At 72.6% G+C, this 21,212-nt stretch carries 18 protein-coding genes; 11 read left to right on the top strand and 7 right to left on the bottom strand.

Annotation, left to right across the window (positions count from 1 at the left end):
- The 10 genes from carA (at position 1) to EWH70_RS00620 (ending at position 12,597) form a co-directional block, all read left to right on the top strand.
- Positions 1 to 1,125, top strand: coding sequence for a glutamine-hydrolyzing carbamoyl-phosphate synthase small subunit (gene carA / locus EWH70_RS00575; protein WP_130473199.1), 1,125 nt, complete (start codon positions 1 to 3; stop codon positions 1,123 to 1,125).
- On the top strand, positions 1,125 to 4,448 hold the full coding sequence (gene carB, locus EWH70_RS00580; protein ID WP_130473200.1) for a carbamoyl-phosphate synthase large subunit: 3,324 nt from the start codon (positions 1,125 to 1,127) through the stop codon (positions 4,446 to 4,448). The genes carA and carB overlap by 1 nt, the downstream gene beginning before the upstream one ends.
- Positions 4,445 to 5,266: an orotidine-5'-phosphate decarboxylase gene (gene pyrF, locus EWH70_RS00585; RefSeq protein WP_130473201.1), complete on the top strand. Its 822-nt coding sequence runs from the start codon at positions 4,445 to 4,447 to the stop codon at positions 5,264 to 5,266. Before carB ends, pyrF begins: the two co-directional genes overlap by 4 nt.
- Positions 5,267 to 5,407: 141 nt before the next feature.
- Entirely contained in the window at positions 5,408 to 5,725 is a 318-nt protein-coding gene (gene mihF, locus EWH70_RS00590) for an integration host factor, actinobacterial type (protein WP_113691187.1), read from the top strand.
- Positions 5,722 to 6,345, top strand: a complete 624-nt coding sequence (gene gmk / locus EWH70_RS00595; protein ID WP_130473202.1) for a guanylate kinase — start codon at positions 5,722 to 5,724, stop codon at positions 6,343 to 6,345. Before mihF ends, gmk begins: the two co-directional genes overlap by 4 nt.
- Before the next feature lie 34 nt (positions 6,346 to 6,379).
- The gene (gene rpoZ / locus EWH70_RS00600) at positions 6,380 to 6,643 is read left to right on the top strand and encodes a DNA-directed RNA polymerase subunit omega (protein WP_130473661.1); all 264 of its coding nucleotides are present in this window, start codon (positions 6,380 to 6,382) and stop codon (positions 6,641 to 6,643) included.
- On the top strand, positions 6,640 to 7,863 hold the full coding sequence (gene coaBC, locus EWH70_RS00605) for a bifunctional phosphopantothenoylcysteine decarboxylase/phosphopantothenate--cysteine ligase CoaBC (RefSeq protein ID WP_130473203.1): 1,224 nt from the start codon (positions 6,640 to 6,642) through the stop codon (positions 7,861 to 7,863). Before rpoZ ends, coaBC begins: the two co-directional genes overlap by 4 nt.
- 70 nt (positions 7,864 to 7,933) lie before the next feature.
- On the top strand, positions 7,934 to 9,136 hold the full coding sequence (gene metK / locus EWH70_RS00610) for a methionine adenosyltransferase (protein ID WP_165436128.1): 1,203 nt from the start codon (positions 7,934 to 7,936) through the stop codon (positions 9,134 to 9,136).
- A gap of 113 nt (positions 9,137 to 9,249) precedes the next feature.
- Entirely contained in the window at positions 9,250 to 9,648 is a 399-nt protein-coding gene (locus EWH70_RS00615; protein WP_130473204.1) for a DUF5313 family protein, read from the top strand.
- An 873-nt stretch (positions 9,649 to 10,521) separates the two neighbouring features.
- Positions 10,522 to 12,597 carry a primosomal protein N' gene (locus tag EWH70_RS00620; protein ID WP_165436100.1) on the top strand — a complete coding sequence of 692 codons (2,076 nt, stop codon included), beginning with the start codon at positions 10,522 to 10,524 and terminating at the stop codon, positions 12,595 to 12,597.
- Here the strand turns inward: EWH70_RS00620 and EWH70_RS00625 are convergent.
- From EWH70_RS00625 to EWH70_RS00645, 5 genes are read right to left on the bottom strand one after another with little or no spacing between them, the layout of a single operon-like run.
- The gene (locus tag EWH70_RS00625; protein ID WP_130473206.1) at positions 12,594 to 14,081 is read right to left on the bottom strand and encodes a flavin-containing monooxygenase; all 1,488 of its coding nucleotides are present in this window, start codon (positions 14,079 to 14,081) and stop codon (positions 12,594 to 12,596) included. The genes EWH70_RS00620 and EWH70_RS00625 overlap by 4 nt on opposite strands.
- A complete protein-coding gene (locus EWH70_RS00630; protein WP_130473207.1) occupies positions 14,078 to 14,566 on the bottom strand; it encodes an NAD(P)/FAD-dependent oxidoreductase in 489 nt (162 codons plus the stop codon). The genes EWH70_RS00625 and EWH70_RS00630 overlap by 4 nt, the downstream gene beginning before the upstream one ends.
- Positions 14,563 to 15,492: a ferritin-like domain-containing protein gene (locus tag EWH70_RS00635; RefSeq protein WP_130473208.1), complete on the bottom strand. Its 930-nt coding sequence runs from the start codon at positions 15,490 to 15,492 to the stop codon at positions 14,563 to 14,565. Before EWH70_RS00635 ends, EWH70_RS00630 begins: the two co-directional genes overlap by 4 nt.
- Positions 15,492 to 16,325: an SDR family NAD(P)-dependent oxidoreductase gene (locus EWH70_RS00640; protein WP_130473209.1), complete on the bottom strand. Its 834-nt coding sequence runs from the start codon at positions 16,323 to 16,325 to the stop codon at positions 15,492 to 15,494. The genes EWH70_RS00635 and EWH70_RS00640 overlap by 1 nt, the downstream gene beginning before the upstream one ends.
- Positions 16,325 to 17,257 carry an alpha/beta hydrolase gene (locus tag EWH70_RS00645; protein WP_130473210.1) on the bottom strand — a complete coding sequence of 311 codons (933 nt, stop codon included), beginning with the start codon at positions 17,255 to 17,257 and terminating at the stop codon, positions 16,325 to 16,327. Before EWH70_RS00645 ends, EWH70_RS00640 begins: the two co-directional genes overlap by 1 nt.
- 45 nt (positions 17,258 to 17,302) lie before the next feature.
- On the opposite strand from EWH70_RS00645, the gene EWH70_RS00650 reads away from it, so the two are divergent.
- Positions 17,303 to 17,950 (top strand): TetR/AcrR family transcriptional regulator, encoded by a 648-nt coding sequence (locus EWH70_RS00650; protein ID WP_130473211.1) that lies wholly within the window; start codon positions 17,303 to 17,305, stop codon positions 17,948 to 17,950.
- A gap of 42 nt (positions 17,951 to 17,992) precedes the next feature.
- Here the strand turns inward: EWH70_RS00650 and EWH70_RS00655 are convergent, their stop codons facing one another.
- The gene (locus tag EWH70_RS00655) at positions 17,993 to 18,358 is read right to left on the bottom strand and encodes a YciI family protein (protein WP_130473212.1); all 366 of its coding nucleotides are present in this window, start codon (positions 18,356 to 18,358) and stop codon (positions 17,993 to 17,995) included.
- Between the two features lie 118 nt (positions 18,359 to 18,476).
- Positions 18,477 to 21,188, bottom strand: a complete 2,712-nt coding sequence (locus tag EWH70_RS00660) for a helix-turn-helix transcriptional regulator (RefSeq protein WP_130473213.1) — start codon at positions 21,186 to 21,188, stop codon at positions 18,477 to 18,479.
- Positions 21,189 to 21,212 lie beyond the last annotated feature (24 nt).

A 21,212-nucleotide genomic window follows, 5' to 3' on the forward strand; every position in this document is an offset into this window, starting at 1 on the left:
ATGAGCAGTGGTCGGAATCCGGCGGCGCTGGTGCTGGAGGACGGCAGGGTGTTCCCCGGCACCGCGTACGGTGCCACGGGGCGAACCCTGGGCGAGGTGGTCTTCTGCACCGGCATGACCGGCTACCAGGAGACGCTGACCGATCCGTCCTACCACCGCCAGATCGTGGTGCAGACCGCGCCGCAGATCGGCAACACCGGCTGGAACGACGAGGACGACGAGTCGGCCCGCATCTGGGTGTCCGGCTACGTGGTGCGCGACCCGGCCCGCACGCCGTCGAACTGGCGCTCGCGCCGCACGCTCGACGGTGAGCTGGCCGAGCAGGGCGTCGTCGGCATCAGCGAGGTCGACACCCGCACGCTGACCCGCCACATCCGCGAGCGCGGCGCCATGCGTGCCGGGGTGTTCTCCGGCGACGCGCTGCGCGGCGAGCGGGAGATGCTGGACGAGGTGCTGGCCGCGCCGGAGATGGTGGGCGCCGACCTGGCAGGCGAGGTCACCACCGGCAAGCCCTACGTCGTGCCCGCCGGAGGCGAACGCCGGTTCCGGGTGGCCGCGCTGGACCTGGGCATCAAGTCCAACACCCCGCGGCTGATGACCCAGCGGGGCATCGAGGTGCACGTCCTGCCCGCCACCACGTCGCTGGACGAGCTGCTGGCCGTCGAGCCGGACGGGGTGTTCCTGTCCAACGGGCCCGGCGACCCGGCCACCACCACGCACCCGACCGAGCTGACCAAGGCGGTGCTGGAGCGGCGGATCCCGCTGTTCGGCATCTGCTTCGGCAACCAGATCCTCGGCCGCGCGCTGGGACTGGGCACCTACAAGATGCGTTACGGCCACCGCGGCATCAACATCCCGGTGATCGACGTCGACAGCGGCCGGGTGGCCATCACCGCGCAGAACCACGGCTTCGCCCTGGAGGGCGAGCCCGGCCAGCGGTTCGACACCCCCTACGGCCCCGCCCGCATCAGCCACTACTGCCCCAACGACGACACCGTCGAGGGCGTGCGTGCCGAGGAGGTGCCCGCGTTCTCCGTGCAGTACCACCCGGAGGCCGCCGCCGGGCCGCACGACGCCGCCCCGCTGTTCGACGAGTTCGTCACCCTGATGGAGAAAGCCCGGTAATGCCGAAAAGGACTGACATCGAGCACGTGCTCGTCATCGGCTCCGGCCCGATCGTGATCGGGCAGGCCGCCGAGTTCGACTACTCCGGCACCCAGGCCTGCCGGGTGCTGCGGGAGGAGGGCCTGCGCGTCAGCCTGGTCAACTCCAACCCCGCGACGATCATGACCGACCCGGAGTTCGCTGACGCGACCTACATCGAGCCGGTCACGCCGGACTTCGTGGAGAAGGTCATCGCCGAGGAACGCCCGGACGCGCTGCTGGCCACGCTGGGCGGGCAGACCGCGCTCAACTGCGCCGTCGCGCTGCACGAGCGCGGCGTGCTGGCCAAGTACGGCGTCGAGCTGATCGGCGCCGACATCGACGCCATCCAGCGCGGTGAGGACCGGCAGAAGTTCAAGGACATCGTCCGCGAGATCGGCGCCGAGGTGCCGCGCAGCCGGGTCTGCCACTCGATGGACGAGGTGCGCGAGACCGTTGCCGACCTCGGCCTGCCGGTGGTCATCCGGCCCTCGTTCACCATGGGCGGGCTGGGCTCGGGCATGGCGCACACCGACGCCGAGCTGGAGCGGCTGGCCTCGGTCGGGCTGGAGGAGAGCCCGGTCACCGAGGTGCTCATCGAGGAGAGCGTGCTCGGCTGGAAGGAGTACGAGCTCGAGCTGATGCGCGACAAGCACGACAACGTCGTGGTCATCTGCTCGATCGAGAACGTCGACGCGATGGGCGTGCACACCGGCGACTCGGTCACCGTGGCGCCCGCGATGACGCTGACCGACCGCGAGTACCAGCACATGCGGGACGTCGGCATCGCCGTACTGCGCCAGGTCGGCGTCGACACCGGCGGCTGCAACATCCAGTTCGCCATCAACCCCGACACCGGGCGCATGGTCGTCATCGAGATGAACCCGCGGGTGTCGCGGTCCAGTGCGCTGGCGTCGAAGGCCACCGGCTTCCCGATCGCCAAGATCGCCGCGAAGCTGGCCATCGGCTACGCGCTGGACGAGATCCGCAACGACATCACCGGCGAGACGCCGGCCTCGTTCGAGCCCACGCTGGACTACGTCGTGGTGAAGGTGCCGCGGTTCGCGTTCGAGAAGTTTCCCGGCGCCGACCCGACGCTGACCACGACCATGAAGAGCGTCGGCGAGGCGATGGCGCTGGGCCGCAGCTTCCCCGAGGCGCTGGGCAAGGCCATGCGCTCGATCGACACCAAGGCGTCCGGGTTCTGGACGGTGCCCGACCCCGAGGGCGCCACGCTGGAGTCCACTTTGGACAGCCTGCGCTCGCCCCACGACGGCAGGCTCTACGCCGTCGAGCGGGCGCTGCGGCTGGGTGCCACCGTCGAGCAGGTGCACGACGCCAGCGGCCTCGACCCGTGGTTCATCGACCAGATCGCGCTGATCGGCGAGGTCGGCGCCGAGGTGCGCGACGCCCCGGTGCTCGACGGCGCGCTGCTGCGCCGGGCCAAGCGCACCGGGCTGTCCGACCGCCAGATCGCCGCGCTGCGGCCGGAACTGGCCGGTGAGGACGGCGTGCGGTCGCTGCGGCACCGGCTGGGGGTGCGGCCGGTGTTCAAGACCGTCGACACCTGTGCGGCCGAGTTCGCCGCGCGTACGCCCTACCACTACTCGGCCTACGAGTCCGACCCCGCCGCCGAGAGCGAGGTGACGGCGCAGACGGACAAGCGCAAGGTGCTCATCCTCGGCTCCGGGCCCAACCGGATCGGGCAGGGCATCGAGTTCGACTACTCCTGCGTGCACGCCGCGCTGGCGCTGCGGGAGGCCGGGTTCGAGGCGGTGATGGTCAACTGCAACCCGGAGACCGTCTCCACCGACTACGACACCTCCGACCGGCTGTACTTCGAACCGCTGTCGTTCGAGGACGTCCTGGAGGTCGTCCACGCCGAGCAGGAGTCCGGCACGGTCGCCGGGGTCATCGTCCAGCTCGGCGGCCAGACGCCGCTGGGACTGGCGCAGCGGCTGGCCGACGCGGGCGTGCCGATCGTCGGGACGCCGCCGGAGGCCATCCACCTGGCCGAGGACCGCGGAGCGTTCGGCGAGGTGCTGCGCGAGGCCGGGCTGCCCGCGCCGCGCTACGGCACGGCCACCTCGTTCGAGGGCGCCCGGCGCATCGCGGCCGACATCGGCTTCCCGGTGCTGGTCCGGCCGTCCTACGTGCTCGGCGGCCGGGGGATGGAGATCGTCTACGACGAGCAGTCGCTGGCCGGTTACATCCGCCGGGCCACCGAGGTCTCGCCCGAGCACCCGGTGCTGGTCGATCGGTTCCTCGACGACTCGATCGAGATCGACGTCGACGCGCTCTACGACGGCGAGGAGCTGTACCTGGGCGGTGTGATGGAGCACATCGAGGAGGCCGGCATCCACTCCGGCGACTCGTCCTGCGCGCTGCCGCCGATCACCCTGGGCCGCACCGACCTGGAGGCCGTCCGCCGCTCCACCGAGGCCATCGCGGCCGGTGTCGGCGTGCGCGGGCTGCTCAACGTGCAGTACGCGCTCAAGGACGACGTGCTCTACGTCCTGGAGGCCAACCCGCGGGCCTCGCGCACCGTGCCGTTCGTGTCCAAGGCGACGGCCGTGCCGATGGCCAAGGCCGCCTCGCTGATCATGACCGGCTCCACGATCAAGGACCTGCGGGCCTCCGGCGTGCTGCCGGCCAACGGCGACGGCGGGGACCTGCCGGCCGAGGCGCCGGTGTCGGTCAAGGAGGCCGTGCTGCCGTTCCACCGGTTCCGCACCCCGGAGGGGCACGGCGTGGACTCCCTGCTGGGCCCGGAGATGAAGTCCACCGGCGAGGTCATGGGCGTGGACGTCTCGTTCGGCAAGGCGTTCGCCAAGTCGCAGTCCGGTGCCTACGGATCGCTGCCCGTCGAGGGCAGGGTGTTCGTGTCGGTGGCCAACCGGGACAAGCGGTCGCTGGTGTTCCCGGTCAAGCGGCTGGCCGACCTCGGGTTCGAGGTGCTGGCGACGTCGGGGACGGCGGAAGTGCTGCGGCGCAACGGAATCGCCTGCACCGTGGTGCGCAAGCACTTCGAGGGCAGCACGGAGTCCGAGCCGAACATCGTCGAGCTGATCCTGGCCGGCGGCGTGGACATGGTGATCAACACGCCGTACGGCAACAGCGGCCCGCGCGTGGACGGCTACGAGATCCGCACCGCCGCGGTCGCCAGGGACATCCCGTGCATCACCACGATCCAGGGCGCCGCCGCGGCCGTACACGGCATCGAGGCGCTCATCCGGGGTGACATCGGGGTCCGGTCGCTGCAACAGCTCCAGGCGGCGCTGGGCGGCCTGCGGGGCGAGTCGTGACGCACTTCGGGCAGCGGCTGGCCGCGCTGACCGGGCAGCGCGGCCAGCTGTGTGCCGGGGTGGACCCGCATCCCGGCCTGCTCGACGCGTGGGGCCTGCCCCGCGACGCGAGCGGCCTGGAGCGCTTCGCGCTGACCGCCACCGAGGCGATCGCGCCCGAGGTGGCCGTGCTCAAGCCGCAGTCGGCGTTCTTCGAGGCCTACGGTGCCGCCGGGATCGCCGTGCTGGAGCGGGTCGTCGCGCTGGCGAGACAGGCGGGCACGCTGGTGCTGCTGGACGTCAAGCGCGGCGACATCGGCTCCACCATGGCCGCCTACGCGGCCGCCTACCTGGCCGACGGCGCCCCGCTGGCGGCCGACGCCATCACGGTGTCGCCCTACCTCGGTTTCGGCTCCCTGGAGCCGACACTGGAGCTGGCACGGGCAGGCGGGCGCGGCGTGATCGTGCTCGCCCGCACCTCCAACCCGGAGGCGGCGGGGCTGCAGAACGCCGTGTCCGCCGAACGGACCAGTGTGGCGCAGGGAATCGTGGACGCGGTTTCGGCCCGCAACGCGGGCCTGTCACCGCTGGGCGACACCGGGGTCGTGGTGGGTGCGACGATCGGGTCCGGCGAACTCGATCTGAGTGCGCTGAACGGTCCCGTGCTGGCCCCCGGATACGGCGCGCAGGGAGCGACGGCGGACGACCTGAAACGCCTGTTCGGAGCAGGTCTTTCGGGGGTTCTGCCCGCGTCCTCGCGCGATATCCTCAAGCATGGTCCCGATCCCGCCGCGCTACGTGCGGCGGTGTCGCGGGCACAACGGGAACTGCGGCCCTAGAACACCGCCGGAAACGGTGTTCCGCGGGCCGATACCACCACCCCGATCCGCAGGTGGAGGCCCACCCCCGCATTGTGGCTGGTGTGGCAGGTGGGTACCGTCCCGACGACGGCCGAAAATTGAGTACTACCGGAGGAAATCGTGGCACTTCCCCAGCTGACCGAGGAACAGCGTGCAGAGGCGCTGAAGAAGGCCGCTGCGGCCCGTCGCGCCCGCGCGGAGCTGAAGGAGCGGCTGAAGCGGGGCGGCACCACGCTGGTGGACGTGCTGAAGCAGGCGGACGAGGACGAGGTCCTCGGCAAGATGAAGGTGTCCGCCCTCCTGGAGGCGCTGCCCGGCGTTGGCAAGGTTCGGGCCCAGCAGACCATGGAGCGCCTGGAGATCGCCCCCAGCCGCCGCCTGCGTGGCCTCGGTGACCGGCAGCGCAAGGCGCTGCTGGCCGAGTTCAGCGGCGAGTGAGCGGCAGCGCACACGGCGACGCTCCACCCGAACTAGCGGAGGGTGAGCCGGCACCGGGACGCGGGTCCCGGCGCCGGCTCACCGTCGTATCGGGCCCGTCCGGCGTCGGCAAGTCCAGCGTCGTCGGCGAACTGCGCAGGCTGGACCCGGACATCTACTTCAGCGTCTCGGTGACCACCCGCGCGCCGCGGCCCGGCGAGGTCGACGGCGAGCACTACCGCTTCGTCGACCGGGCCGAGTTCGACCGGCTGGTCGCCGGCGGCGCCCTGCTGGAACACGCCGAGTTCGCGGGCAACTGCTACGGCACCCCGCGCGAACCGGTGGAGCGGGCGCTGGCCCAGGGCCGCTCCGCGGTCCTGGAGATCGAACTGCAGGGCGCGCGGCAGGTCCGCGAGGCCATGCCGGAGGCACGGCTGGTGATGCTGGTCCCGCCGTCCTGGGGCGTGCTGGTGGGGCGGCTGACCGGCCGCGGCACCGAGGCCGAGGAGGCCGTGCGGGCCCGGCTGGCCGAGGCGGAGCGGGAACTGGCGGCCGCAGGCGAGTTCGACGCGACCGTGGTGAACGCCGATGTGCGGACCGCCGCGAGCGAGTTGCTAAACTTGATGTCGGACGATTCTTGACTTCCCTTTCTCAGGAGTACTACGAGTGACCACGATGCTGGGTGCGCAGGGCGAGGAGCTCGAGGGCATCACCAACCCGCCGATCGACGACCTGCTCGAGAAGGTCAGCTCGAAGTACGCGCTGGTGATCTACTCGGCCAAGCGCGCCCGCCAGATCAACGACTACTACGCCCAGCTGGGCGAGGGTCTGCTGGAGTACGTCGGCCCGCTGGTCGAGCCGGGGCCGCGGGAGAAGCCGCTGTCGATCGCGCTGCGGGAGATCCACGCCGGCCTGCTCGAGCACACCGAAGGCGAATGACCGCCAAACCCCGGGTGGTACTCGGGGTCGGTGGCGGCATCGCCGCCTACAAGGCCTGCGAGGTCCTGCGCGGCCTGACCGAGTCGGGCCACGACGTGCGCGTGGTCCCCACCGACGCGGCACTGAACTTCGTCGGTGCCGCCACCTTCGAGGCGCTGTCCGGTCACCCGGTGCACACCGGGGTGTTCACCGAGGTGCCCGAGGTCCAGCACGTCCGGGTCGGCAAGGAAGCCGACCTGGTGGTCGTCGTGCCCGCCACCGCCGACCTGCTGGCCAAGGCCGCGAACGGCCTCGCCGACGACCTGCTGACCAACACCCTGCTCACCGCCCGGTGCCCGGTGGCGTTCTTCCCCGCCATGCACACCGAGATGTGGGAGCACCCGGCGACCAGGCACAACGTCGCCACGCTGCGGTCGCGGGGCGCCGTGGTGGCCGAGCCGGCGTCGGGCAGGCTCACCGGCGTCGACACCGGCAAGGGCCGCCTGGCCGACCCGAGGGAGATCGTCGACCTGACCAGGCTGCTGCTGGCCGAGCCGGCCGCCCTGCCGCGTGACCTGGAGGGCGTCCGGGTGGTGGTGTCCGCCGGCGGGACACGGGAGCCGCTGGACCCGGTCCGCTTCCTGGGCAACCGGTCCTCCGGCAAGCAGGGCTACGCCCTGGCCAGGGTCGCCGCCCAGCGCGGGGCCGAGGTGAGACTTGTCACCGCGCACTCCGCGGAGCTGCCCGAACCGGCCGGGGTGGACGTCCTGCACGTGTCCACCGCGCTGGAGCTGGAGCAGGCCGTGCGGGCCGCCGCGAGCGACGCCGACGTGGTGGTCATGGCGGCCGCCGTCGCCGACTTCCGGCCCGCCGAACTGGCCACCCACAAGATCAAGAAGACCGACGACGGCGGCGCACCCACCGTCGAGCTGGTCCGCAACCCGGACATCCTCGCCGGCCTGGTGGAGGACCGGAAAGACGGCCAGGTCATCGTCGGTTTCGCCGCCGAGACCGGCGACGAGGGCGGCGACGTCCTGCACCACGCGCGGGCCAAGCTCAAGCGCAAGGGCTGTGACCTGCTCGTCGTCAACGCCGTCGGCGAGGGCACCGCGTTCGAGGTCGAGGACAACGCCGGCTGGCTGCTGGCCGCCGACGGGACCGAGCGCCCTATCCCGCTCGGATCGAAATCGCAACTGGCGGCCGAAGTGTGGAACGCCGCATTGGCGTTGCTCAAGGCTTGACCCACCATCAAGCCTGCTCAGTACGCTGGGTGCGTTGACTAGTGGCGAGCAGAAGGATGTGACGAGAGCCGTGACCGCGTCGAACCGCAGGCTGTTCACTTCGGAGTCGGTGACCGAAGGCCATCCCGACAAGATCTGTGATGCCATCAGCGACTCCATCCTCGACGCCCTGCTCTCGAAGGACCCGCGCAGCCGGGTCGCCGTGGAAACCCTGATCACCACCGGCCAGGTGCACGTCGCGGGCGAGGTGACCACCGAGGCCTACGCCGACATCCCGACGATCGTGCGGGAGGTCATCCTCCGCATCGGCTACGACTCGTCGGCCAAGGGCTTCGACGGCAACTCCTGCGGCGTGAACGTCGCCATCGGGTCGCAGTCGCCCGACATCGCCCAGGGCGTGGACACCGCCTACGAGTCGCGGCTGGAGAACGCCGACGACGAGATCGACAAGCAGGGCGCGGGCGACCAGGGCCTGATGTTCGGCTACGCCTGCTCCGACACCCCCGAGCTGCTGCCGCTGCCGATCGCGCTGGCGCACCGGCTGTCCAAGCGGCTGACCGCCGTGCGCAACAGCGGCGTGCTGCCCTACCTGCGTCCGGACGGCAAGACCCAGGTCACCATCGAGTACGCGGGCGACCAGCCGGTGCGGCTGGACACCGTCGTGGTCTCCACCCAGCACGCCGAGGGCATCGACCTGGACACCCTGCTCGGCGTCGACGTCAAACAGCACGTGGTCGCGCCCGAGCTGGAGGCGCTGGACCTGGACACCAAGGACGTCCGGCTGCTGGTCAACCCGACCGGCCGGTTCGTCATCGGCGGCCCGATGGGTGACGCCGGCCTGACCGGCCGCAAGATCATCGTCGACACCTACGGCGGCATGGCCCGCCACGGTGGTGGCGCGTTCTCCGGCAAGGACCCGTCGAAGGTGGACCGCTCCGCGGCCTACGCCATGCGCTGGGTGGCCAAGAACGTCGTCGCCGCCGGCCTGGCCGGGCGGGTCGAGGTGCAGGTGGCGTACGCGATCGGCAAGGCCGCCCCGGTGGGCCTGTTCGTGGAGACCTTCGGCACGGAGACCGTCGACCCGACGAAGATCCAGGCCGCCATCACCGAGGTGTTCGACCTGCGCCCGGCCGCGATCATCCGCGACCTGGACCTGCTGCGCCCGATCTACGCCCCGACGGCCGCCTACGGCCACTTCGGCAGGCCCGAGCTGGACCTGCCCTGGGAGCGCACCGACCGCGCCGACGCGCTGCGCTCGGCCGCCGGCGCCTGAGCCGGCAGTCCACCGTCCGCGCCCCGCGAGCCGGCCGCTCGCGGGGCGCTGTCGTGTGTGCCCCGTCTCGGCGGGGAAGCGTTCCGGCGCGTTCCGTGCTGGAATGTGCGGTTATGGGACGTTTCCAGGGCAGGCGGCCCAATCCGCTGCAGTGGGTCTGGTACGCATTCGGCGGCAAGCTGCCGGCCGACCGGCGGGACTGGGTGCTGCACGACGTCACCGCCCGCACCCGCGGCCTGCGGCACGCCATCCGGACCGTGGTGCTGCTCTCGCCGGTGCTCGTGGTGTGCCTGATGCTGCCGGGGCCGCTGGGGCTGCGGTTGTCGCTGGTGCTGATGGCGTTGCTGGTCGGCCTGTTCTACTCGCTGGTCTACCTGGACGAGAGTGGTGAGCACCGGCTGGTCCGACACGGTTTCCCGCACGGCACCGGCGCCGCGGTGCGTGCCCAGGCGACCGCCGAGGCCGACGCGGAGGCGACGCGCCGCTACCTGGCCGCCTACCGGACGGGATGACCGGTGCGCCCAAGCACGTGAAGGCCACCTTCACCACGTCTCACGTCAGGGCCCCGGCAAAGTCCGGTCGCGGGCAGGTGAGGTGGCTGGCTCGAGCGTGGAACTCGCGTACCGGAACGCAGAACTCGCGGTCGGGAACGCGGAACTCGCGTGCGTGAGCGCAGAACTCACGATGTGGACGCCAGTTCTCACCTGGTGCCGATCACCCGCGTGAACGGCCCGTTCGCGCGAGTCCTCCGTTCCCGACCCGCGAGTCGGCCACTCCGGACCCCCGAGTTGCACGTTCCCGCCTGCCTGGTCCCACTGCCCGGCACGCTGGTTCCAGATCGCGAGACCAGCCCCCTCGCGTGGCCGAACGGGCCGCCCGCGCGGCCCTCAGGGCCCCGGCAAAGTCGGGCGCCGGGCGTGAGCGAGGGGCTTTACTGGCGAAGAAGGGTAGTAAAGCTCCCTTGCTGTCTTACGGGTGTGGCTGGTGGGGCTGCCGTGGCGTGTGATGCCAGTGGGGCGCCTGGGATCGCGTGAAGGCCGAGTTCCTGTCGCCAGGCGTGGTGAAGGTGGCCTTCACGTACCGGGGGCGAACCCGCCAGGCGGGCACACCTGCCACACCGGCACCAGCCAGCACACCCACACCACCAGCCACCACGAACGAGACAACACCCCGCACCCCGCCGCCACCAACGGCACCATACCTGCGCGAGACGCAACCACCGTGCCCTTGTCAACGCCCCAGGCCGTCGCTGCCCCACGACTTTGCCGGGGCCCTGACGTCTCACGCAATGAAGGTGGCCTTCACGTGCTTTGACGGACAGCCGACCCGCACCGGTCGGAAGGGCCCGCAGCGAAGCAAGGGCAGAGGACTCTGGTAGAGATCGAGTGGTGAACTCGCCGGAGCCGACCCCGCTGTGGGACCTGCCGGCGCCGGCCAAGCGCGGGCGCCCGGCCAAGCCCGCCAAGCCGGTGAACCGGCGCGGCCAGCAGCAGCCCGCGCCGGAGCGGCCGATCGGCCGCATCCTGGTCGACGTGCCGCTGGCGCACCTGGACCGCACCTTCGACTACCGCATCCCGGACAAGCTGCACGAGACCGCCGTCCCCGGCTGCCGGGTGCGGGTGCGCTTCGCCGGGCAGCTGGTCGACGGCTTCCTGCTGGACCGCGCCGACACCACCGACCACGAGGGCAGGCTGAGCTGGATCGAGCGGGTCACCTCCAGCGAACCCGTCCTCGGACCCGAGCTGGCGACGCTGGCCCGCGCCGTCGCCGACCGCTACGCCGGAACGGCCATCGACGTGCTGCGGCTGGCCATCCCGCCGCGGCACGCCAAGGCCGAGGGCGAACCCCCACGCGAACCCGCGCCCGTTCCCGGGCGCCCGGACACCGGCGGCTGGGCCCGCTACCCGCGCGGCACCGCGTTCACCGACGCGCTGACCGCCGGCCGCCGGGCCCACGCGGTGTGGCAGGCGCTGCCGGGGGAGGACTGGCCGGCCCGGCTCGCCGAGGCAGCGGTGACCGTCGCCGCCGCCGGGCGCGGGGCGGTGCTGGTCGTGCCCGACCAGCGTGACCTGGACCGGGTCCACCGCGCGTGCGCCGAGCTGGCCGGTCCCGACGCCGTGGTGGCGCTCTACGCCGACCTCGGCCCCGCCGAACGTTACCGGCGGTGGCTGGCCGTGTCCCGGCGGGCGGTCCGCATCGTCGTGGGCACCCGGGCGGCGATGTTCGCGCCGGTCGCCGACCCCGGCCTGTTCGTGGTCTGGGACGACGGCGACGACCTGCACCTCGACCCGCACATGCCCTACCCGCACGTGCGCGACGTGCTGATGCTGCGCGCCCACGCCGGCGGGGCGACGCTGCTGGTCGCCGGGTTCGCCCGCACCGCGGAGGCGCAGCTGCTGGTCGAGTCGGGCTGGGCGCACCCCATCGTCGCCGGCCGCGACGTGCTGCGGGCCGCCGCGCCCCGGGTCACCCCGGTCGGCGAGGACTTCGACGTCGCCCGCGACCCGGCCGCCCGCGCCGCCCGGCTGCCCGCCGTGGCGTTCGAGGCGGCCAGGGCCGGGCTCGGGGCCGGAGCCCCGGTGCTGGTGCAGGTGCCGCGGCGGGGCTACGTGCCCGGCCTGGCCTGCGGCCACTGCCGTGCGCCCGCGCGGTGCCGCCAGTGCGCCGGGCCGCTGACCCTGCCGGCAGGCCGCGACGGCGCCGGGGTGCCGCACTGCCGCTGGTGCGGCGTGGCCGAGGCGGCGTTTCGCTGCTCGGCGTGCGGCGCGCGGCGGCTGCGGGCGGTCGTGATCGGCGCGAAGCGGACCGCGGAGGAGCTGGGCAGGGCGTTCGCCGGGGTGCCGGTGCGGACCTCGGGTGCCACGGAGGTGCTGGCCACGGTGCCAGCCGAGCCCGCGCTGGTGGTGGCGACGCCCGGCGCCGAGCCGGTCGCCGAGGCCGGCTACGGTGCCGCGCTGCTGCTCGACGGCTGGGCGCTGCTGGGCCGCCAGGACCTGCGGGCGGCCGAGGAGACCGTGCGCCGCTGGATGGCCGCGGCGGCGCTGGTCCGGCCGGGCCCGAAGGGGGGCCGGGTCGTGGTGGGGGCGGAGGGGTCACTGGCACCCGTGCAGGCGCTGGTGCGCTGGGACCCGGTCTGGCACGCCGCCGCGGAGCTGGGGGAGCGGCGTGAGCTGGGCTTCCCGCCCGCCGTGCGGATGGCGTCGGTCGACGGCACGCCGGACGCGGTCGCCGCGCTGCTGGGCGAGGCGGACCTGCCCGGGTCGGCGGAGGTGCTGGGCCCGGTGCCGCTGGGGGAGGTCGACGCCGAGGGCCGGTCGGAACGGGAGCGGGCGCTGGTGCGGGTGCCGCGCTCGGACGGTGCCGCGCTGGCGGCGGCCCTGGCCGCGGCGCAGCGCGGGCGGGTGGCCCGTAAGGAGGCCGACCCCGCCCGCGTGCAGCTGGACCCGCTGGAACTGATCTAGGCCGTACAGCCGAAGTCGTAGTCGCTCAGGTCGAAGCCGCGGCTGGTGGCGATCGTCTCCAGGGTGGGGGAGGCGCGGAAGGGCACGTCCCCGTGCTCGTCGAAGTAGTAGCTGTTGGCCTGGGCGCAACTGTCCTGGAAGAACACCTGATGGCGGCGCCGGGCGAGCATGGCCCGGAAGTACCGGTCGTTGGCCTGGCGGGTGACCTCGATCCGCGTGGCGCGGGTCCTGCGGGCGTTGCGCAGGCAACGGACGATGTGGGCGGTCTGGGTCTCGATGAGGTTGAAGTAGGACGAGCCGTTGTAGCCGTACGGCCCGAGGATGGTGAACAGGTTCGGGAAGCCGGGGACGCTGACCCCCTGGTACGCCTGGAAACGGTTCTCCTGCCAGAACTTCTCCAGGTCCGCCCCGCCCGCACCGCGGACGGTGAAGGCGGGCATGTTGCCCTTCTCGAAGACCTTGAACCCGGTCGCCAGGATCAGGACGTCGGCCGCGTGCTCGACGCCGTCGGCGGTCCGGACGCCGGACGCGGTGACGGCGTCGATGCCGGTGGTCTCCAGCGTGACGTTGGGCCGGTTGAAGGTCGGCAGGTAGTCGTTGGAGAAGCTGGGACGCTTGCAGCCGAGGGCATAGCGCGGGGTGAGCTTGTCGCGTGTCTCCGGATCGCGCACGGCGCGCCGCAGGTGGGCGCGGCCGAGCCGTTCCCCGGCCGCGGCCGTGGGCACGATCCGGTGGAAGTGCGCGGCCAGCGGGAACGTCAGCTCGACGAAGGTCTGGCTGGCCAGCCGGGAGATCCGCCGTGCGCCGGGCAGCCGCCGCAGCAGGAGCCGTACCGGGGCGGGCAGGGCCGTGTCCGGCTTGGGCAGGCACCAGATCGGCGTGCGCTGGAAGACCGTCAGGTGCCCGACGTCGGCCGCGATGGACGGGATGACCTGCACGGCCGAGGCGCCGGTGCCGATCACCGCCACCCGCCTGCCGGACAGGTCGAGGTCGTGATCCCAGCGCGCGGTGTGCACGACCGTGCCGCGGAAGTCCGCCAGGCCGTCGATGTCGGGCGTCTTGGGCTGGGTCAGCACACCGGTGGCGCCGACGACGAACCGCGCGGTGAGCGAGTCACCGTTCGCCAGGTCCAGCCGCCACTGGTGCCGCTCGTCGTCGAACGTCGCCGTGGCCACCTTCGCGCCGAGGCGGGTCCGGCGCCGGATGTCGTACTTGTCGACGCAGTACTCGGCATAGGCCTTCAGCTCCCGGCCGGGCGCGTACACCCGGGACCAGCCGGTGACCTGTTCGAAGGAGAACTGGTAGCTGAACGACGGGATGTCGACGCCGACCCCGGGGTAGGTGTTCCAGTGCCAGGCCCCGCCGACACCGTCGCCTTCCTCCAGCACGACGAAATCGCCGAAACCGGCCCGGTCTAGCAGGATCGCGGCGCCGATGCCGGAGAAGCCGCCGCCGATGATGACGATCTCGTGGTCCGGACTCACGTGAGCTGTCCTTCCGGGGTGCCGGCGAACACGGAACCGGGGCCGAGCACGACGCAGTCGACGCGATGCTCCACGCCCTCGGCGGTACGCACGCCGCCGGCGGTGAACGCGTACACGGGCCAGGTGACCAGCGTGCAGTGCGGCCGCCGCAGCGCGCCGTAGTACCCGGGCCCGGTTGCCAGCCGCCGTGAGCCGAAACGGCCGGGAGTCAGCAGTCGCCGGATCCACGGGTCCTTCACCTGCTGGCGCAGGAAGATCCGGGCCACGAGGACGCCGACGGCGCGGGGGCCGGGCACGGGCAGCGGCAGCACCCAGTCCGGCTCCTCCTGGAACACCTTCACCGACAGCGCGGTCGCGGCCACCTCGGGGACGATCTGCGCGGCCTCGCGGCCGGGTGCGACGACGGCGACCCGCTGCCCGGTGAAGTCGTGGCCGAACCAGTCGGTGCCCTCGATGAGCCTGCCCCGGAAGTCCGCCGCCGTCACGAGGCCACCGGCTCGTGGGTGATCTCCTTGGTCCACGACTGCGGCTTGCCCAGCAGCCACGCGGGAATCCGGCTGGTCAGCTTCACCATCGGGTCCGCGAGCAGCCGGTGGTAGGGATGGGTCCGGTCGACGATCGCCGCCGCCTGGGCCTTCAGCACGTGGTAGGCGGGGATCCGTTTGGTGAACTCGCCGCGGCCGCCGATGGTGGCGAAGCGCTTGACCGCGTTGTAGAGCTTCTGCTCGGGCAGGCCCATGGCGACGATGTTGTCCCGCATCTTGTTGATCAGCGGCACGAACACCACGATCAGGCCGATGATGACCTGGGGTTTGAGCGCGCCGATGGTTTCGATCAGCAGCTTGTGCGGCGCGCCGGCGCCGATCAGTTCCAGGACCTGGAAGTCCAGCGTGATGTGCCGCGACTCGTCGGAGTTGATGTGCCGGAACACCTGGTGGCACACCGGATCGGAGACCTCTTCGAGCAGGAACTTCACCAGCGCGCCGTCGAGTGCGCACTCCAGCAGCGGGATGAGGGTGGCCAGACTGGACAGTGGCAGGGTGTCGCCGTAGTCGTCGAGCACCTTGATCGCCATCTTGACGTTGATGTTCGGTTCGGGCATCGAGCCGTCGGCGTCGAGCATGCCCCAGCGCTTCATCAGCGCCAGCTCGGCGTTGGCGTGTTTCTGTTCCTCGGCGTGGAAGTACCGGTAGATCTCCTGGATCTCCGGGGTCGGCGCCTTGGTGGCCAGGGAGGCGAAACCGCGCGCGCCGACGTGTTCGATCCACACCAGGTCGGCCATGAACGGGCGCATCCTGGCGCGTAGGTCGTCGCTCATGGTCTCCGCGCCCGGCGCGTCCCAGTCGATATCGGCCAGCGACCACTGCTTGTCCTTGATCGTCTGCAGCATCGCCGCGAAGTCGTAGGACATCATGCCTCCTTGTCTCGCGGGCCGGGAACGAACCGGCCCAGGACCCCGGCCATCCGGGCATAGGGGGTGGGCAGCAGCCGTTTGGCGTGCCACAGCAGCAGTGCGTCCGGCTGCGGGACGACGTAGAGCCTGCCGCGGTCGCAGGCGTCCAGGGTCATCCGGGCGACCCGCTCCGGCGAGAACCCCACGGCGCCGGCGACCCGCCGTGCCAGGCTGCCCGCCGCGGCGTCGACGAGGTCACCGCCGAAGATGTTGGTGCGCACCAGCGTCGGGCAGAGCACCGTCACCGCGACACCGGTGCCGGACAGTTCCGCGGCCAGCGTCTCGGACAGGCTCACCACGCCTGCCTTGCTGACGTTGTAGGCGGCCATCCGCGGCGCGGCGGCGAACCCGGCCGCCGAGGCGACGTTGATGACGCCACCCGCTCGCGCCCGGCGCAGCGCGGGGACGAACGTGTGGCAGCCGTGGACGACGCCCCACAGGTTCACGCCGAGCGTGCGCTGCCAGTCGGTCAGCGGAGTGTCTCCCACGACCCGGCCGCCCGCGCCGACGCCCGCGTTGTTGACCACCAGGTTCGGTTCGCGGCCCAGCCACGCTCGGGCCTTCTCGGCGAGGGCGTCCACGTCGGCCGCGCTGGCGACGTCGCAGCCGGCCGCGACCGCCTCGCCCCCACGCGAGCGGATGCCCGCCGCGGTGTCCTCCGCCGTGCCGGGGTCGATGTCGGCGCAGACGACGCGGCCGTCGCGCCGGGCCAGTTCGGTGGCGAAGGCCCGGCCGATCCCGCTGCCCGCGCCGGTGACGACGGCGTGTGCGCGGTGGGTCCGCCGGGGCATCAGGACGCCTCCCTGAGGAAGCGGCAGGCCCGTGCCAGCGCGGGCCCGGCTTCCGCGCTCAGCCGCGGGAGCGCCTGGAAGACGTGCATCTGCCCGGCGACGATGTCCAGTTCGCAGTCGGCGCCGGCGCGCCGCAGTTCGCGCGCGAGTTCGACGGCGTCGGTCGCGAGGATCTCCCGTCCGCCGGCTTGGATCAGCACCGGCGGGAACCCGGTGACACCTGCCGCGGACAGCCGCAGCCGGGGGGAGCGCGGGTCGGCGTCGCGGGTGTAGAGGCCGACCAGCCTGGCCATCGCGGCGGCGGAGATCATCGAGTCGCGCTGCATTCGCTCCCGCGCGGCGGCCAGGGCGAACGTGGCGTCGAACAGCGGCGAGAACAACGCCAGCGCCGCCGGCGCGACCCGGCCTTCGCGCAGCAGTTGCAGCGTCAGGTCGACGGCCAGATGGCCGCCGGCCGAGTCGCCCGCAAGCAGGATCCGCCCGGGGGCGAACCGGTCGGCTAGCCAGTCGTAGGCAGCGCGGACGTCGTCCGCGGCGCAGGGAAACCGGTGTCTCGGTGCCAGCCGGTAGTCGGGTGCGAACACCGGCAGCCCGGTCCCCGCCGACACCCGGGTGGTCAGCCCGCGGTGGGTCCGGGCCGAGCAGAGGGCGTACCCGCTGCCGTGGAGGTAGAGGACCACCGCGTCGTCCCGCTCGGCGCCCGGACCGCGCACCCACTCGCCACGCACACCGCCGGCCGGTTCGACGCGACTGCCCCGCAGCGGGGGGCCGAGCAGGGCGAGACCGCCTGCCACCAGCCGGCGGGAGAACAGGACGCCCGCACGGTTGGACGGCACCACGGCGGTCAACGGCCGGAGTGTGATCGCGGCGAGTGCCGCGGCCGCCCCGCTGCGGGAGAGGCGCGCGTTCCGCAGGCCATTCTGCATGCGCATGCCCTCAGACTGCGATCTGAGGGCACGTGATGTCAATATGGACCGGTGAGTTCACCTCAGCCGGCCACCCGGCGCTACGGCGGCAAGAGCGCGGACCAGCGCCAGAGCGAACGGCGGAACGCCCTGGTCGGCGCGGCACTGGAGATCTGGCAGGAGCAGGGCTGGGCCGCGGTCACCATGCGGGGTGTGTGCGCCAGGGCCGCCCTGACCGACCGGTACTTCTACGAGAGCTTCGCCAATCGCGACGAGCTGCTGGCCACCGTGTGGGACCAGCTGCGCGACGAGACACTGGCGATGGTCCTGCGCACCGTCGCCGAGCGGGCCGACGAACCCGCGCTGGACCAGCTCCGCGCCGCGCTGCACGTCGTGGTGCACCACATCAACGCCGAACCCGCCCGTGCGCAGATTCTGTTCGGCGATCACGCCGGCAGCGCGGTCCTCGAGCAGCGCCGCCGCCAGACGGTCCAGCAGGCCACCGACATCCTCATCGACCTCGCGCACCGGTTTCTCCGCGACGACACCGACGAGGCCACCTTCCGGATCTACGTCCTGCTCGGTATCGGCGGGTTCGTGGAGACCATGCTCGCCTGGCGGTCCGGCCTGATCGACGCCGACGCCGACGCGCTTGTCGACCACCTGGCCGACATCGGCTCGACGCTGTCCACCCGCTTCCTGCGCCCCGAAGGACCGTGACGCCCGCTGCCCGGTGCGTCACGGTCGTCCGGAGGCGGCCACTCAGGCGGGCTCCTCCTGGAGGGCCCGGACCTCGACCCTGCTGCGCAGCGCACGCGATGCCTGCTTGGTCCACTCGATGGCGACGTCGTCGTTCTCGGCCTTGATGATCCAGAACCCGCCGAGGTACTCGTCGGCCTTGACGAACGGGCCGGGCGTGACCACCGGGCTGTCCCCGGAGTAGTCCACGGTCTTCGCGGTCGACGGCGGCTGCAGGCCACCCGCCGTCACGAACGAGCCCGCCTCCATGAGCGCGGTGTTGAAGGCACCGACCTCGGCCATCACCTGCTGCAGCTCGGCGGGGTCCATGTTCTCCATCGTCGGCTCCTCGTTGGAGTCGTGGGGCAGGCTCAGGAAGTACTGCGGCATTTCTCGTCTCCTCGTTCGTTCCCCGTTGTGGGATGAGGCAACGCTATGCCGGGGCACCCCGGCAGGGCATCGGTCATCGTGACCGATGTCCGGGGTCCCGATGACTGACCTCGACGCCTCAGCCGAGGCCGGCCAGCCCGGCGCGACCGGTCACGCCGAGTTTCGGATAGGCCTTGTACAGGTGGTGGCCGACGGTCCGCGGGCTGAGGAAGAGCTGGGCGGCGATCTCCTTGTTGGTGTGCCCGGCCGCGGCCAGCCGCACGACCTGCAGTTCCTGCGGGGTCAGCAGGGTGAGCGGACCGCTGTGCCGGGGCTCGTCACCCTGCTCGCCGAAGGCGGCCAGTTCACCGCGTGCCCGCTCGGCCCACAGCTGCGCGCCGAGCCGTTCGAAGGCCGAGACCGCGGCCGCGAGATGGGCACGGGCCTCGGTACGGCGGCGCCTGCGGCGCAGCCACTCGCCGTAGACCAGGCCGGTACGGGCATGCTCGTAGGGGCCGCCGTACCGTTCGTGGAGCCGCAGTGCCTCGGCGTACAGGGCGTCGGCGTCGTCGTCGCCAGCCAGCAGGGCACGGCAGCGCAGGACGAGCCCGGTGGCGGCCGGACGGCCGGCGTGCTCGGCCCAGTGCCGCAGCACCGTCAGCGGTTCGCGGGCACGCTCCGGCTCGCCCGCGCGCACGGCGGCCTCCACCAGGTCGGGCACCGCCCGCATCGGCACGTCGCGGCTGGCCGGTCCCTTCGCCACGGTCTCCAGCCGGTCGAGTGCCTCGGCGAACCGCCGGGCGGACAGGTCGAGCATGCCCAGACCCCAGGCACCGATCTCGGCGTTGACCAGGTGCCGGGCCCGGGCTCGCGGGAGCACCTCGTCGGCGAGAGCCAGGCAGCCCGCCTCGTCGCCCGACACGGCGTGCAACCACACCTCCACCGACCGGTGGGCCAGGCGTTCGGTCGTGTTGCCGAGTTCGGTGCTCACCGCCGCACCCTCGGTCACGCACGCGCGGGCGTCCGCGAACTCGCCGCGCAACAGCCGCGCCACGGCGAGCACGTTGAGGGCGTAGGGGACCCAGCCCAGCGCGCCGGTGGCCCGCACGTCGGCGAGCAGTTCCTCGGTGCCGGTGACGACCAGGTCGTCGTCGGCGACCAGGAGCCCGCCGATCGCGGCGGTGATGCGGTGCATCCGGTCGTTGTCGCCGCCGGGGGCGGCGGTGTACAGCTCGCGCATCGGCCCGGCGGCCCGCTCCGGGCGTCCGGCGAAGAGCTCGGCCCACCCGAACAGGGCGGTGACGACCGGCGCCCAGTGCCGGGGCGGGGTGAAGCCACGCATCAGATCCGCGGCACGCCACAGCAGCTCGTGTGCCGCCCCGTGCCGGGCGGCGTGCACGGCCTCGAAGAACGTGAGCGCGGCGCGCTCGGGATCGCTGTCGCGCACCAGCTCGGCGGCTTCGATCGCCAGCTCGGCGTCCGCCCGTGGCGAGGTGCGTTCGTACTCCACGGCGCCGCGGGTGTAGATGGCGTCGGCCTGGACGCCGGGGTCGGTGGTGAGCGAGAGCGCCTCGGCCGCCAGCCGGGCGGCGCGGTCGGTCTTGCCCGCGTCGAACGCGGCCTGGCTCGCCCTGGCGATCCGCCGGGCCTTGCGTTCCCGGTCGGTGCTGAGCCGGCCGGCGCGGTCGTAGGCGGCGGATACCGCGTTCACGCCGCCGCGGTGCCAGGCCCGCTCCGCCGCCCGTTCGAGTTCGGCCGCCACCGCCTCGTCGGGAGCGGTGGTGGCGGCGGCGAGGTGCCACGCCCGGCGGTCCGCGTCGGCCTCGCCCAGTGCGTCGGCGTACGCGCGATGGACCTCGATCCGCAGGTGCAGCGGCGCGTCCTGGTAGGCGGCCGCCCGGACCAGCGGGTGGCGGAACGTGATCCGGCTGTCGGTGCGGAGCAGGCGGTGACGCTCGGCGGGTGCCAGGTCACCGGGCTGCCCGCCGAGGGCTTCGATCACCCGCAGGATCGTGGCGAGGGGAGCGGCCGTGTCGGCCGCCGCGACCAGCAGCGCGCGCTGGGCCGGCTCGGGTAGCCCGGCGATCTGGCGGCGGAACGCCTCCTGCACGCGGCGGGGCACCGGCAGCGGCCCGACCTGATCGGCGGGGCCGGACTCGTCGCCGGACCGGGCCGAGCCGAGCTCGATGATCGCCAGCGGATTGCCGCCGGACTCGGCGAGCACCCGGGCCCGTACCGGTTCGATCAGGTCCGGTGCGTGGTCGTTCAGCAGCCGGGTGGCGTCGGGCGTGGCCAGCCCCGGCAGGTCGACGACCTCGACGCCGGCGATCTCGAACGGCGCGGGGGTCTCGCGGATGGCGAACAGCATCGCGATCGGGTCGGCCACGAAGCGGCGGGCCGCGAACAGCAGCGCGTCCACCGACGCCTGGTCGAGCCACTGCAGGTCGTCGACCACACACAGCAGCGGGGCCTCGTCGGCGAGGTCGGCGAGCAGCGACAGGGTGCCCGCGGAGATCAGGAACCGGTTGACCTCGTCCCCCTCGGCCAGGCCGAGGGCGCACCGCAGCGCGCCCGCCTGGGGAGCGGGCAGGGCGTCCAGCCGGTCCAGGTGTGGCAGCAGGAGCTGGTGCAGGCCGCCGTAGGCCAGCTCGGAGTCGGATTCGACCCCGGCCCCGCGGATCACCGTCACGCCACCGTCGGCCTCGGCGATCGACACCGCCTGCTCGAGCAGGGCTGATTTGCCGATGCCCGCCGCGCCGCGCAGCGCCAGCGCGCCACTGCGGCCGTCGCGAGCGTCTGTCAGCAGGCGCCGGATCCGCGCCAGCTCGGAGTCCCTTCCCACCAGCGGCATGCGGTCACCCTAGTGTCCTGCACC

This window comes from Amycolatopsis suaedae (genome assembly GCF_004214935.1).
Classification (GTDB): Bacteria; Actinomycetota; Actinomycetes; order Mycobacteriales; family Pseudonocardiaceae; genus Amycolatopsis; species Amycolatopsis suaedae.